The organism is Streptomyces sp. JLYT201, from assembly GCF_059448825.1.
In genome coordinates this window covers 3,957,957-3,973,798 of sequence record NZ_CM182551.1, presented here as the reverse complement: position 1 = coordinate 3,973,798, position 15,842 = coordinate 3,957,957, and the positions used below count along the sequence as shown (strand labels likewise).

The window sequence follows — 15,842 nt, the reverse complement described above, 5'->3', positions numbered from 1 at the left end:
TCCTGCCATGAGCACTACGGCCTCCGCCAACCGCCTGCGCACCCTCGGTTCGAAGACCGCGGGCCCCGGTCACCCCGTCTACATCACCGGTGAGATCGGCATCAACCACAACGGCGACCTGGAGAACGCCCTCGCGCTCATCGACGTGGCCGCCGACGCGGGCTGCGACGCGGTGAAGTTCCAGAAGCGCACGCCGGAGATCTGCACGCCGCGCGACCAGTGGGACATCGAGCGCGACACCCCCTGGGGCCGGATGACGTACATCGACTACCGCCACCGCGTGGAGTTCGGCGAGTCCGAGTACCGGGCCATCACCGAGCACTGCGCCAAGCGCGGCATCGACTGGTTCGCGTCCCCGTGGGACACCGAGGCCGTCGCCTTCCTGGAGAAGTTCGACGTCCCCGCGCACAAGGTCGCCTCCGCCTCCCTGACGGACGACGAGCTGCTCCGCGCCCTGCGCGCGACGGGCCGCACGATCATCCTCTCCACGGGCATGTCGACGCCGAAGCAGATCCGCCACGCCGTCGAGGTCCTCGGCTCCGACAACATCCTGCTCTGCCACGCCACGTCGACGTACCCGGCGAAGGCCGAGGAGCTGAACCTGCGCGTCATCAACACGCTCCAGGCCGAGTACCCGAACGTCCCGATCGGCTACTCCGGCCACGAGACGGGCCTCCAGACGACCCTCGCCGCCGTGGCCCTCGGCGCCACCTTCGTCGAGCGCCACATCACCCTGGACCGCGCCATGTGGGGCTCCGACCAGGCCGCGTCCGTGGAGCCGCAGGGCCTCACGCGCCTCGTCCGCGACATCCGCACCATCGAGGCCTCCCTCGGTGACGGCGTCAAGAAGGTCTACGAGTCCGAGCTCGGCCCGATGAAGAAGCTCCGCCGCGTGGCGGGCGTCGTCGCCGAGGCCGCGGACCGCGAGCCCGTGGCGGTCTGAGGCCCGACCGCCGCACGCCGACGGGCGGGCGCACCCCGCCCGTCGGCCCCCGGCGCCCCCGGGAGCGCACCGGCGCCGCTCCCGCGCCACGCGTTCCCGGGTGGCCTGTGCACACCCCCCACCGGCCCTCCCCGCACGGGAGGGCCGGGGCCCGGACCGACCCGCCCCATCCCGTACGGGAGGACCGACCCATGTCAGCACGGAGCGCACGGCGCGCCGCGAGGGCACCACACGGCACGCTGGCGTTCGTGGAGTCGCCGGTGCAGCTGCTCAACGTGCTGGAGTGGGCGCACTTGTCCGCGCCGCCCACGGCAGCCGAGGCCGCGTCTGCGGCGTCCACGGCGGTTGACGCCGAGCCTGCGCCGTCCTCGGCAGCCGATGCCGCGTCCACGGCGGCTGACACCGAGCCCGCGCTGTCCACGGCGGCCGCTGGCGAGTCCACGGCGGCCGACTCCGGCACCGACGCCGGGGCCGAGGCCGGAGCCGGAGCCGCGCCGGACGACCTGACGCTGGTGGTGCTCGCCCCCACCGACCCCATGACCCGGGGCCAGCTGCGCCGCATGGCCGAACTGGCCCGCGCGGAGGGCCACACGGTGCGCTGGGAGGAGGCGCGCGGCGGCACGACCGCGCCGTTCCACACGATCGGCGGTCTCGCGGGCCCGCTGCGCAGGGCCGCCCGGATAGTGATCGGCGACCCCTTCTCGCGCTACGTACAGCTCCTGCTCACCATCACCCGGGCGCAGGACCTCGTCGTGGTGGACGACGGCACGGCCACCATGGAGTTCATCTCCCAGCTGGCCAACGGCGAGCGCCTGGTGCGCTGGCACCGCAGGGGCGGCAGGCCGGGCCCCAGGGACATGGTCTTCCTGCCCGTCTCCTCCTCGGCCCGCCGCCGCCTCACGCCGCACCCCAAGGGCCGCCGCCGGGTGGAGGTCTTCTCCTCCATGCCCATCGACGCGGCGCCCGAGGGCGTCCGCGTCACGGTGAACTCCTTCGCGTGGACGCGGGCCCGCTTCGGCCCGCCGCGCATCACCAAGGGCGCGGACCTGGTCGGCACGTCCCTGGTGGAGACCGGCGTGGTGGACCTCGACCGCTATCTGGACGCGGTGGGCGCGCTCGCCCGTACGCACGGGGCGGCCCGCTACTTCGCGCACCGCCGCGAGAGCGCCGAGAAGCTGCACCGCCTGGCCGTCGAGACGGGCCTCCAGGTGATCCGCCCCGACCTCCCCCTGGAACTCATCGCCCGCCGGGGCCCCATCGGCCGCACCATCCTCAGCTTCCCCTCGACGGTCGTCCACACCCTTCCCCTCGCCCTGGCGGGCACCGAGGTCAAGGTCGCGGTCATGGACATCGACCCCGCGTGGCTGACCGACAAGGCGTCCCCCCGGGCCCAGGGCTTCCTCTCCGGCGTCACGGGCACCGCCCGCGACGTCCACCGCCTGGCCGCCCTCCAGCACCCCGACCCGGCCCCGGCCCTCCCCACCCAGCCCACCCGCCAGACCCCGGCCCCGGCCTGACGGGGTCCGGCCCGACGAGCCTCGGCCTGACCGGGCCTCGGCCTGACCGGGCCCGAGCCGCCGCGACCCGCGGCGGCCCCTGTTCAACGCCTGTTGACAGCCCGTTGATCACCCTGGCGCATCCTGAATCTGCAACCGCGCCACCGTCCCCAGACGCGCCCCGCGGCCACACCGCCCCACCTCACGTCCGGTCACTTCGTGTCTGTCCCTATACGGCCGTTGTGTCCCAAGCTGGACAGAGGGTGGGGCGGGTGTGGATCTCGGGACGCTTGGCAAAATTTCCCGCTGCGCTGCGTGATACGGATGGGCCCCCTCCGTGTTGGTGTGGCCGAGTTTCGCCCTCCTGGCCGACCGTGCGGCACGCCCCTTCAGTGCTTGCTCATGGAAATGAATCACCCTTCTGGTGACGAAACTGCCCACCGAAGAGCCCCGTAGGCGCGCCTCACAGGGATGGATGCGGTGGCCAGGACCCGCCGAGCTCGGACACGTTCAGTAACAGGTGCACATCGCCCCGTGGCCTCATGTGTCCTGGGTCACATTGACCGCTCGGATGTGCCGAGCGTTTACTCGCTCCCCTGTGAACATTCTGTGACGGTGTTCTGTAACTCTGGGGTGGGGTTGTGGAGTTGAGTCGAGGCGCGCGCGGTGGCGCGCGGGTGACCGGATGGGGAGTGGCAGCGGCGCTCGTGGTGGCTGCCGCGACGTCGTTCTCCGCGGGGGCGTCGCCCGCGGCCGCCGCCACGTGCGCCGAGGGGGCGGGATCGGACTTCAACGGCGACGGCGTCCGCGACATGGCGATCGCCGATCCCGAGGCCACCGTGGCGGGGAAGACCGCAGCCGGCCTCGTCCGCGTCGTCCTCGGAGGCGACAAGGGAGTCTTCGAGATCTCCCAGAAGCTGAGCGGCATGACCGCGGACCCGGAGACGGGCGACAAGTTCGGGTCGTCGCTCGCGGTGTACGACGCCGACAGGGACGGGTGCGACGACCTGGTGGTGGGCGCACCGTACGAGGACGTCAAGACCGCCGACGGGCCCCAAGCGGACGCCGGTGCCGTGTACGTCATCCACGGACGGCCCTCCGGCATCGGCGAGGGCTCAAAGATCCAGAGCTACACACAGGCGGGACTCGACGGAGACACCGCGACCGAGGCCGGGGATCTCTTCGGCTACGCGCTGGCGGCGGGCGTCAAGGCGGGCGGCAAGCCGTACCTCGCCATCGGCGTTCCGGGTGAAGCCATCGGCAGGATCTCGGACGCCGGATGCATCCACTACGTCCAGGGCACCACCAAGACCACGGTGAACCAGGACGACCCGGACGTGCCCGGCGTGGCGGAGGCCAACGACCGGTTCGGGCAGTCCCTCGCGGCCACGAGCCGCTTCATCGCCGCGGGCGCGCCCGGCGAGGCGATCGGCGACGAGTCGTTCGCCGGGGCGGTGACGCTGTTCAACCACACCATCGACGACGGGCGGCCGACCTCGCTCGACGGGGTGGACGAGGACCATCCGGCCTTGGTGACGGGCGCGGCAGCCAAGGACGACCGCTTCGGCACGGCACTGTCCATGGTCCCCTACCGGCCGTCGGGGGCGGACACGGAGACGGACGCGCTGCTGGCCGTCGGCGCGCCCAACGAGAACGTGGGCACGGTCGCGGACGCGGGCGCCGTCACCGTCATCCGCATCAAGCCGTCCGGTGCCGTCTCCGAGGTCGACTTCGTCGACCGGCTGGCCTCGGGGGGCAATGAGCGGCCGGCGGCGGCGGACTTCTTCGGGCAGCGGGTCGCCCTGGCCAACACCGAGCCGGGCGCGACCGCCACCGCCGAGACGATCAGGCTCGCTGTCAGCGTCCCCAACCAGGAAGTGGGGGCCGTGGAGAACGCCGGTGCCGTGCACGTCCTGTCCCCGCTCGGTCCGTCCGGGGCGGGGGGCAAGGTCCTCACGCGGGGGCACGGCCTGCCGGGCACGGCCGAGGCGCGCGACTTCACGGGCCTCGGCCTGTGGGGCACGTACAGGGACCTGTATGTGGGCGTGCCCTACAGCAAGACGTCGGGCGACCGTAAGGGCCTGGTGTACGCGACGTCCTGGAAGCACATCGACGGCGGCACGGGATCGGTGCGCACGGTGAAGCCGGGGGCCAACGGCGTCCCGGACGAAGGCAAGGCGTTCGGTACGGACATCCGCTAGGCGGCGCCGGGCGGCGCGTGCCCCGGGGGGTGCGCCGCCTTCGGCCCATGACGCAAGCGCTTTCGACGCAGGGGGAATCGTGAAGAGCAGGGCAGCACGGAGGGCGCGAAGAGCGGTCGCCGTGGCCGGGGTGATCACCGCCGTACTGGCCGCCGGAATCACCGGCTCGCCGGTGGCGACCGCGGAGTCGTCCGAACGGCAGTCGGCGTCCCCGGGCACGGCCCCGGACACGGCACCGGGCACGGAGTTCACGGACGCCGCGGCCGCCCGGCGCGCGGGCGAGTCCGGGAAGCGCGTCGAAGTCTTCGGGCGGCGCACCGAACGCAGCCAGACGTTCGCGAACCCGGACGGCACCTTCACCGCCAAGGAGTTCGCGGAGCCGGTCCGTACCCGCAAGGGCCGCACGTGGACCGGCATCGACACGACGCTGGTCGGGCGGCCCGGCGGTGTGCTCGCCCCCAGGGCCACTCCCACGGCCCTGAGCATCTCGCGGGGCGGGGACGGCCCGTTCGCCACGATGGCACGCGACGGCAGGAAGCTCTCCCTGTCCTGGCCCGGCAAGCTGCCCGCCCCTGAGGTCGAGGGCCCCACGGCCACGTACCGCTCCGTGCTGCCGGACGTCGACCTGGTCGTCCGCGCGGAGACCGAGGGCTTCGCGCACATGCTGGTCGTCAAGTCCGCCCGGGCGGCGGCCAATCCCGACCTCGCCACCATCGAACTGCCCATCGAGGCCGAAGGCCTGGCCGTCCGCAAGGACGTCGAGGGCGGGCTCGTGGCGAAGGACGGGCAGACCGGGGCCACGGTATTCGAAGCCGCGCAGCCGGTGATGTGGGACTCGCGCGGCGACGGCAGGACCGCCGGCCCGCGGCAGCGCGCCACGACGGCACCGCAGGCCACGCCGGGCGACGGCGCCCGGGTCGCGGACGTCGCACTCGGGCTGCGGAAGCACGCCATGACCCTGAAGCCGGACCTGAGCCTGCTCAGGGGCGCGAACACGCGCTATCCGGTGATCATCGACCCGGTCGCGAGGACGAAGGGCCGCACGGGCTGGACCTGGGTGTCGTCCGCGAAGCCGGGGCTCGAAGGCTGGAAGTTCCCCAACTCCGACGACGGCGTCGAGTCCGGCAAGGGCGTCGGCCGCTGCCCGGCGAACTACTCCGTGCGCTGCACCGGCAATGACGACGTGCAGCGCCAGTACTACGCCCTGCCGACCGGAAGCTTCGAGGACAAGAAGATCCTCAAGGCCGAGTTCGCGATCACCCTGGTGCACACGTACAACAGCGAGGCGCGCTCGGTGCAGTTGCACCGCGTGAACAGCTCCGGCGGCAGCGCCATCAACTCCCGCACGAACTGGTCCAACAGGCCGTCCAGCAAGGACCACATCACCTCCGAGTCGCCGACGAACCCGACCGGCTCCTGCTCTGCCACCAACCAGAACGTGCGCTTCAACGTGAAGGGCACCGTGCAGAAGGCGGCGTCCAGCGGCTGGGACACCACCACGTTCGGACTCCAGGCCGCCAGCGAGGACTCCTACGCGTCGTGGAAGCGGTTCTGCAACAACGCCGCACTCGAAGTCACGTACAACAGGCCGCCCTACCAGCCGAAGATGGACGAGCTGTCCATGAGCACCGGTGGCACGTGCGCCTACGGAGAGGCCACCAAGCACTACACGAAGAAGGTGCCGACGCTGGCGGCGAGGGTGTGGGACCCGGACCACGGCGACGCGAACGGGAACACGGAGAAGCTGAGGGCCCAGTTCGAGATCTTCTGGACGGACAAGAACGGGAAGGAGGAGAAGCGCGTCGTCACGACCCACTACAAGCAGTCGGACACCATGTCCGGCCGTGACAGTGGCTTCGAGGACTTCACCTACACCGTCGGCAGCGACATCACGGGCGATGGCACAGGGGGATTCAAAGTGCCGCAGAACACCGTGATCGGCTGGTGGGTGCGCGGCGGCGACGACATCGGTGGCTCGGAGGAGTCCTGGGGCCCGTGGAGCCACGAAGGCTCGGGCACCCGATGCGAGTTCATCCTCGACGAGACCAAGCCCGACGCGCCCGAAGTGAAGTCGGAGTCGTTCCCGGACGACGGCAAGTGGCATGCGGGCGTGGGCGACTACGGCACCTTCGAACTGCACTCCGAGGGCACCGACGTGGTCAAGTACACCTACCAGTTCACGGGCGAGGCGAAGAAGTCGCTCACGCCCAGCGCACCGGGCAGACCGGTCGTCCTGCGCTGGATGCCCCAGCGGGAAGCCCCGATGACGCTGCTCGTCTGGGCCGAGGACCGCGCGGGCAACAGCAAGGAGATCACCAGGTCCTACCGCTTCCGGGTCGCCAAGGGACGCTCGGCCAAGGCCTCCTGGGCCCTCGCCGACCCTGTCGGATCCAAGCAGGCCGCAGGCAACGACAACACCGCGGCGGCCACGGCGGGCTCCGGCGTGACGTTCGGCGGGAAGGGGCCGCACGGCTCGGTGCGCACCGCGGCGACCCTCGACGGCAGCAGCGGCGCCTACCTCAACGCAGGTCAGCACATCGTCGACACGGACAAGACCTTCTCCGTCGCGGGCTGGGTGCTGCTTCCCGAGCTGCCGAAGTCCTCGATGACCGTGATCAGCCAGGACGGCTCCGCCCAGTCCGGCTTCTCGCTCGGGTACGACGCCACCTCCCGGCGGTGGTCCTTCCGGGCACCTGACAGCGAGATCGGATCGGTCACCTCGTGGGAGGTCCAGGGCCCGAGGCCGGTGCCCGGCGAATGGACCCACCTCGTGGGCGTCTACGACAAGGACGAGGTCAAAGCGGGCGCGGACGGCACGATGCGCATGTACGTCAACGGCACGCTGGTGAACGGTGACATACAGGAACGTCCGACGACCTGGAACGCCACCGGCTCGCTCCAGATCGGGCGGGCCCTGGAGCCCGACGGATACACCGCGCACCTGAAGGGGACGGTGGCGGACGTGCAGGTCTTCGACCGGGTCCTGGCCGCGGGCGAGACCCGGAGCCTGGGCGGGATCCCGCCCCTGCAGCTCGCCTACTGGGACATGGACGAGGCCACCGGCGGGACGGTGCCGGACCGTTCGGGCGGCAAGGGGCTGACGATGCGCGGCGGCGCCTCCCTCTACCAGGCGGACGACTCCTGCGACGTGCTCGACCCGAACTGCAAGCCGGCCGAGCAGCCCGTGTGGGGCGACGGCCACCTGGCGCTGAACGGCAAGGACGGCTACGCGAGCCGTACCGCAGGACTGCTGAAGTCCAAGGCCAGCTTCACGATCACCGCACGGGCCAGGCTCAGCTCGCCCGACGCCACGGCCAGCCAGACGGTGTTCGCGCTGCCGGGGACCGAGGGGTCGGCGGCCACGGTCCGCTTCGACAAGGAGTCCGGCCGCTGGCAGCTGCGGCTGACCGAGAAGGACGCAGCGGACGCCCCCGTGCAGGAAGCGATCGCGAAGGGGGTCCAGCCCAGCACGTCGGGCGACGGTGACCACCTGGCCCTGTCGTACAACGCGCTCTTCGAAGAGGTCCGGCTGTATGTGAACGGCCAGTGGACCGACCAGGTCGTGAAGTGGCCCAACAGCTGGGACTTCACCACGACCGGTGTGCAGGTGGGCCGCTCGGGCCTGACGTCGGGATCCGCGTACTTCTCCGGCGCGATCGACGAAGTACGCGTCTTCGAAGGGGCCTTCGACGAACCGCTGGTGGCCACCGTGGCGAGGCTGGAATCCGGTGTGAACCTGGACGGAACGGTGACGTAGGCGAGGGCAGGCGGGCGGGGTGGCTCCACGGCAGGGGCGCCCCGCCCGCCCACGGCCCCGCGGACACAGCTCTTCTCACACGTCTCGGAGATATGTCATGCCTACGTCGAAATGGTTCCGCCTGCCCTCCTGGTCCGCCCACCCCGGCGCACGCCGCCAGGTCGTCCTCGCCCTCGGCGTCTCACTGGCCGTGGGGCTGCTTCCGCAGTACGTCCCGGACGCGGCGGCCGACGACAAGGGGCGGACCCGGCCGGAGGTCCAGGACCTGGGCAAGCCGGTGTCCGGTACGGACCTCAAGGGCGAACGGCACCGGGCCAATCCGGCCGAGAAGGCGCGGGTGGACCGGGCGGCCGCGGTCGTCTGGCCGAAGCCGGGGAGCGACGCGGTGTCGCTGGGCTCAGCGAGCCGTGCGGCCAAGGCAGAGGGCCTGCCGCTGGAGATCGGCCCGCCCGAGAAGCGCGGGAGATCCAGACCGGAGACGCCGGACGCCGTCAAGGTCGACGTGGTCGGCCGGGAGAAGACGAAGGCCGCGGGCATCGACGGCGTCCTGCTCACCGTCGCCGACGCGGGCAAGGCAGGGCGGGCGAACCGGGCGGGCGGACCCGCGGCCGTGCGCGTCACCCTCGACTACTCGGGGTTCGCCGAGGCCTACGGCGCCGGGTACGGCTCCCGCCTTCGCCTGGTGCAACTGCCGCAGTGCGCCCTGACCACACCGCAGAAGCGCGGCTGCGCCACCTCGCGCGAACTGCGGACGGCCAACGACACCGCCGCCACGACCCTGAGCGCGGACGTGCCCGTCGCGGCACGGGGAGCCCGGTCCGCCCCCACCGTCCTCGCGGCGACCGCCGGGGCCTCGGGCGACCAGGGCAGCTTCGGCGCAACCCCGCTCGCACCCTCCGCGGAGTGGAGCGTCTCCAACTCCTCCGGCGCGTTCAACTGGACGTACCCGCTGCGCACACCGCCCGCGCCGGGCGGGCTCGTACCGGGCGTCACCCTCGGCTACAACTCCCAGTCCGTCGACGGCCAGACCGCCGCCACCAACAACCAGGGCTCCTGGATCGGGCAGGGCTTCGGCTACGAGCCGGGCTTCATCGAGCGGCGGTACAAGCCGTGTGCCGACGACGGCCAGGCCAAGACCAACGGCGACCAGTGCTGGGCGTACGACAACGCCACCATCCAACTGGCCGGCGGCAGTTCCGGCGAGCTGATCAAGGACGACGACACCGGCGAGTGGCGGATCAGCGGTGACGACAACAGCAAGGTCGAGAAGCTGACCGGAGCCAGCAACGGCGACGACAACGGCGAGCACTGGCGCGTCACCACCACCGACGGCACCCAGTACTACTTCGGCCTGGACAACCTGCCCGGCTACACCTCGGGCAAGGAGCAGACCGGCTCCACCTGGACGGTTCCCGTCTACGGCGACGACTCGGGCGAGCCCTGCTACGACGCGACCCTCGCCAACGCCCACTGCAAGCAGGCCTGGCGGTGGAACCTCGACTACGTCGTCGACCCGCACGACAACGCCATGTCGTACTTCTACGGCAAGGAGACCAACTACTACACGCAGGGCCTGAAGACCGACGAGAACGGCAAGCCGTACACGCGCGGCGGGTACCTCAAGCGCATCGACTACGGCCAGCGCGACGGCTCGGTCTACAGCACCCCGGCCGCCGCCCGCATGGTGTTCGACACCGACGAGCGCTGCCTGGCCGCGGCGGCCGACTGCCAGCCGGGCGACCTCACGGACGCGACGGCGGGCCGCTGGCCGGACGTGCCCTGGGACCTCAACTGCAAGGCCGACACCAAGTGCAAGGGCCAGAACAGCCCGACGTTCTGGACCCGCAAGATGCTCAGCAAGGTCACGACGCAGATCCGCTACGGCGACGGCTACGCGGACGTCGACTCCTGGTCCCTCGGCCACCTCTTCACCGACAACGGCGACAGCTCGAAGTCGCTGTGGCTCAACACCATCAAGCAGACCGGGCACGCGGGCTCCGGGACGGCCGAGACGCCTGCCGTCGAACTCCTCGGCCAGCAGCTGCCCAACCGCGTCGACAAGCCGGGCGACAACATCCAGGCGATGAACCGCTTCCGCATCTCGGGAGTCGACAACGGCTCCGGCGGCCGGCTGGACGTCCTCTACCGCGAGGCCGACTGCAAGGCGGGCTCCCTGCCCGACGCGGACAGCCCCAAGAAGGCGTGCTACCCGGTCAAGTGGAACCCGCCGGGCGCGGAGGACCCGATCACCGACTGGTTCCACAAGTACCTGGTCGAGCGGGTGGTCGAGGACGACGTGACGGCGGACACGCCGGACAACGTCAGCGAGTACGACTACCAGGGCGACGCGGGCTGGAAGAAGGCCCGCGCCGACGGCATCACCAAGAGCGAGTACCGCACGCACAGCGACTGGCGCGGCTACGGCAGGGTCCGGGTGACCAAGTCCGACGGCACCGTCAGCTCCGCCAACCAGCGCACCGAGCACGTCTTCCTGCGGGGCCTCGGCGGAGAGGTCACTGACTCGACGGGCACGAAGCACGCCGACGACGAGGAGCTCTCCGGCCAGGAACTGGAGACGATCACCTACGACGGCGGGTTCGCGGCCGACAAGATCGTCTCGAAGAGCATCAGCACGACGTGGACCAGAGCCACCGCGACCCGGGTGAAGGACTGGGGCACCCGCAAGGCGTACTACGTACGCCCGCAGACCACGCGGACCTACACCGCGCTGCCGGACAACAAGTGGCAGGAGGTGGCCGCCACCACGCGCTACGACGCGGCCACCGGCCGCGCGGTCGAGACCGACGACTTCGGAAAGATCGGCGACAGCGGCGACAACCAGTGCGTCCGGACGGAATTCGCGGACAACAAGGCCAAGAACATCTACGATCTGGTCTCCCGCTCCGAGAAGGTCGCCGTCACCTGTGACGGCAAGCCGGACCGCAAGACCCAGGTCATCTCCGACGAACTCACCTTCTACGACGGCAAGGGCCTGGGCGAGGCCCCGACCAAGGGCGACGCCACGAAGGTGCAGCGCCTTTCCAAGCACGACGGCACCACGCCCACCTACCAGACGGTGTCAGAGGCCACGACTGCCGACTTCGACAAGTTCGGGCGTCCGCTGAAGGCCAAGGACGCCAAGGGCATCGAGACGAAGTTCTCGTACACCGAGACCGACGGCCTGACCACCAAGCAGACGGAGACGAATCCGCTGGGCTGGCAGGTGTCCACGGAGTACGTGCGCTCGTGGGGCGCTCCCGCCGCGCAGATCGACATGAACGGCAAGCGCAGCGACCTCGCCTACGACGCCCTGGGCCGGCTCACCTCGGTCTGGCTGCCCGACCGGTCCCGGGCCAAGGACTTCACCCCGTCCATCAAGTACACCTATCTGATCCGCAAGACCGCGTCAACAGCGGTCAAGACGGAGCGGATCGAGAACAACGGCACGTCCTACGGCAGCGAGTACACGATCTACGACGGCTTGCTGCGGCCCCGCCAGCAGCAGTCCGAGGGCCCGAACGGCGGCCGGATCGTCGCCGATACGCGCCGCGACGGCCTCGGCAACGTCGTCGAGACGGCCTCGGACTACTACACCACCGGCGCACCCACCGCCACGGTCTTCAAGCCCGGTGGCGAGGTGGACGGCCAGACCGTCACGCGGTACGACGGCGCGGGACGCAAGACGGCCGAGATCTTCAAGGTCGCCGACGAGGAGAAGTGGCGCACCACGTACGCCTACGGCGGTGACCGCGTCCACGTCGACCCCCCGCCCGGTACGGCACCCACGACGACGCTCACGGACGGCCGCGGCAGGACGACCGAGATCCGTCGCTACAAGGGGGACAAGCCCGTCCCGACGGGCACGTCCGCGGACTACGAGGCCACCTCGTACACGTACACGCCGGCCGGACAGCTCAAGTCCGTCGAGGACCCGGCGGGCAACACCTGGTCGTACGGATACGACCAGCGCGGCCGCAAGACGTCGGCCACCGACCCGGACACGGGCAGGTCGACGTACACGTACGACTCCTTGGACCGCCTCGTCTCCACCACGGACATGCGCGGCAAGTCGACGTTCACCAAGTACGACGAACTGGGCCGTCCGACGTCGACGTGGGAAGGCGAGCCGGACAAGGGCACCCAGCTGACCGCGACGACCTACGACCACGTCGCCAAGGGCCAGACGTACGGCACGTACAGGTACGAGAACGGCAAGGTCCAGACCTCCACGCTCAACGTCCAGCTGGACGAGCTGTACCAGCCGACGCTGACCAAGGTCGCGCTGGGCGGTGACACGGCTTCCGAGCTCGCGGGCACCTACGAGTTCGGCACCCAGTACAACCCTGACGGCACCGTCCAGTCGCAGAGCGTCCCCGCCGCGGGCGGCCTCGGCTCCGAGACGCTCACCTACACGTACGACGCCCTGCAGCGTCCGACGCAGCTGCTGTCCACCCTGGACGGCAAGCGCCAGGGAGCGTACGTCGGACAGGCGTCGTACGCCCCGACCTCCCAGCTCCAGCAGCTGGAACTGGGCACGGTGGGCGGTTCCGACGGCAAGAAGACCTGGCTGACCTACGAGTACGAGCGCGGCACCGACCGCCTGAAGAACTCCAGCGTGGACGTCTCGGGCGTCGACGCGGTGACGTACGACGCCGACTACACGTACGACGCGTCCGGCAACGTCACCTCGATCGCCGACACCCCCCAGGGCGGTCAGGCGGACGTCCAGTGCTTCCGCTACGACTGGCAGCGGCGCCTGAAGGCCGCCTGGGCGACGTCCAACTCCTCCGACGGCGCGGCGGGCACCGGCAAGCAGGACAAGGCGTGCGCGAACGATCCGAGCGCCACGACGCTCGGCGGCCCGGGAGCCTACTGGCAGGACTTCGACTACGACGCGTCGGGGAACCGCAGCAAGCAGGTCCTGCACGGTGTGGGCGGCAAGCCGGACGTCACGCGGACGTACACCTACGGCAAGGACGCGGAGGGCAACGGCGGCCCGCACACCCTCACCAAGGTCGTGAAGGACACTCCTGCCAGCAGCAGCGGTCCGGCCGTCAAGGCGCAGGACACCTTCGCCTACGACGCGGCGGGCAACACCCTCCAGCGCGTGCTGAACGGCACGACGCAGGACCTGACCTGGAACGCCGAAGGCAGGCTGACCAAGTCGGCGAAGCCGGACACGGAGGCCACGGCCTTCTCGTACGACGCTTCCGGCAACCGCCTGCTGCGCAAGGAACCCGGCGAGCAGACGCTGTACCTGCCGGGCATGGAGCTGAGCCTGAACACCGCCACGCGTGCGGTGCAGGCGACCCGCTACTACGGCTTCGGCGGCCGGACCGTGGCGATGCGCACGACGAAGGGCGTTCAGTTCCTGGCGGGCGACCACCACGGGACTTCGCTGGCGGCCGTCGACGCGGCTTCGGGTGAGGTCACGCGGCGCCGCATGGATCCGTTCGGCAACGTACGCGACTCCGGCACGGTAGAACCGTGGGTGGACGACAAGGGCTTCCTGGGCAAGTCGGTCGACGCGACGACGGGCCTGACCCACATCGGGGCACGGGAGTACGAGCCGGAGAACGGCCGCTTCGTCTCGGCCGACCCGCTGATCGACTTCACCGATCCGCAGCAGATCAACGGTTACGCGTACGCCAACAACAGCCCGGTGACGCTCTCCGACCCGACCGGCGAGAAGCCCGACGACTGCATCTACATGGGCGTCACGTGCCGGCTGAAGGACAACGGCGGCTGGGAGGTCAAGTCCACCAAGACCTACTACCGGTACTACCAGCCCGACAAGACCCCGGCGCAGCGCAAGGCCATCGTCGCCCGCACCCGGGCCGACATCCAGCAGAGCCGCGCCGTCCTGGCCGCCAAGGAACTCGGCAAGATCATCCAGGACGAGCTCGGCATCACGGACGCGCTCGACTGCTTCAGCACGGGGAGCCTCGGCTCCTGCGGGGCGACGATCCTCAACGTCGTCACGAGCGCGATCGGCGCCAAGATCGGCCAGTTGACCAAGAAGTACTTGCTGAACTGGCGCAAGGGAGTCGCCCTCGGCAAACGCATCTGGGGCCTGCTCGGCCAGCTCAAGGACAGCGTCGGCAAATGGCGCACCCTGGACAAGCGGGCCGACAAACTGGAGGACGCGGCCGAGAAGTCGAGCTGCGTGAGCAACAGCTTCACCTCCGCGACCAGAGTCCTGATGGCGGACGGCAGTACCAAGGCCATCAGAGACGTCGACGTGGGCGACAAGGTCCTGGCCACCGACCCGAAGACCGGCAGGACGAAGGTCGAGACGGTCACCGCCGAGATCAAGGGCAAGGGCGCCAAGCGCCTGGTCAAGGTCACGATCGACACGGACGGCAAGAAGGGCTCCAAGACCGCCTCCGTCACCGCCACGGACGGCCACCCCTTCTGGGTCCCGGAACTGGGCGAGTGGATCGACGCGACGGACCTCCGCCCGGGCCAGTGGCTCCGCACGAGCGCGGGAACGCACGTACAGATCACCGCGGTCACCCGCTGGACCCGGTCGGCGACGGTGCACAACCTTACGGTTGCGGATCTGCATACGTATTATGTGGTGGCTGCTGCTGCGCCGGTTCTCGTTCACAATGCAACGCCCGGCCAGAAGTGCGATCTTACGTTGGGTGCCGGTCCAAATGCCCGCGAGGGAATAGCTCTTGAGAACGGCGACATTGAAGCAGATGGGGTTCGAGATCTGGTCAATGAATCAGGCAATGCGCATGGCTGCCACACCTGCTCTGCCAAGAAGCCTGGGACTAAGAACGGGGATTGGATACCGGATCACCAGCCGCCGTCCAGTCTTGTTGCTCCTGGTTCGCCTCAGACTGCGTACCCTCACTGCTTGTCATGCGCTAGGAGGCAGGGCGGGGTCGTCTCGCAACTCTCACAAGGAAAGAGCAAGAAGGAATGGTAGCTAATGGTCCAGTGGTTGCACTGCTGGCAAAGATCGAGCATGGATCCCTGATCTTGCGAGATGCGGGAAGCGAAGATGACGTCACCGGCTGGGATCCATCGTCGAGTAGCTGGTTTCGGGAGGGCAGCTCACTCGTCTTTGGCGTACAAGCCAGTGTTGACGGTCCTGTCGAATGCGAGGTGTGGAAGTCAGCCCCTCCTGCGATGCTGCCTGTGAGTCTCTTTGAAGTGTCGCTCCCGTGCCCGTCTGGTTGGCTTGTACTGCATGACCCGAATGAGTATGCTCGAATGCAATTTTCGGGGTTTCGTGGCTCGGTCTTCTGCTCGGTGATGGTGGATGATCCGCAATTTCCGTCAAAGGTGCAGATCTTGTTGAGGGAAAACGATGAGTAGCCTCTCAACCGTTTAAAGATAAGGCTCGGGGGTTTCTTCCGGGCCTTATTTTCCGTCATGTTCGAGGCCTTTGAATTCGGGCTATATGCTGGCGCTGCCCTCATTTGTGTTCTGCT

General features: G+C 69.6%; 6 protein-coding genes. All 6 read left to right on the top strand.

Annotation, left to right across the window (positions count from 1 at the left end):
• Positions 1-7 precede the first annotated feature (7 nt).
• The 6 genes from AC5WAM_RS15950 to AC5WAM_RS15925 all read left to right on the top strand — a co-directional run bounded on the left by AC5WAM_RS15950 (position 8) and on the right by AC5WAM_RS15925 (position 15,726).
• Positions 8-943, top strand: a complete 936-nt coding sequence (locus AC5WAM_RS15950; protein WP_366789272.1) for an N-acetylneuraminate synthase family protein — start codon at positions 8-10, stop codon at positions 941-943.
• A 191-nt stretch (positions 944-1,134) separates the two neighbouring features.
• Positions 1,135-2,460, top strand: coding sequence for a hypothetical protein (locus tag AC5WAM_RS15945; RefSeq protein WP_495522958.1), 1,326 nt, complete (start codon positions 1,135-1,137; stop codon positions 2,458-2,460).
• 656 nt (positions 2,461-3,116) lie between these two features.
• A complete protein-coding gene (locus AC5WAM_RS15940; RefSeq protein WP_495522957.1) occupies positions 3,117-4,640 on the top strand; it encodes a VCBS repeat-containing protein in 1,524 nt (507 codons plus the stop codon).
• A 121-nt stretch (positions 4,641-4,761) separates the two neighbouring features.
• Positions 4,762-8,397, top strand: a complete 3,636-nt coding sequence (locus AC5WAM_RS15935; RefSeq protein WP_495522956.1) for a LamG-like jellyroll fold domain-containing protein — start codon at positions 4,762-4,764, stop codon at positions 8,395-8,397.
• A gap of 97 nt (positions 8,398-8,494) precedes the next feature.
• Positions 8,495-15,334, top strand: a complete 6,840-nt coding sequence (locus tag AC5WAM_RS15930) for a polymorphic toxin-type HINT domain-containing protein (protein ID WP_495522955.1) — start codon at positions 8,495-8,497, stop codon at positions 15,332-15,334.
• Between the two features lie 11 nt (positions 15,335-15,345).
• A complete protein-coding gene (locus AC5WAM_RS15925; protein WP_495522954.1) occupies positions 15,346-15,726 on the top strand; it encodes a hypothetical protein in 381 nt (126 codons plus the stop codon).
• The last annotated feature ends 116 nt before the right edge of the window (positions 15,727-15,842 follow it).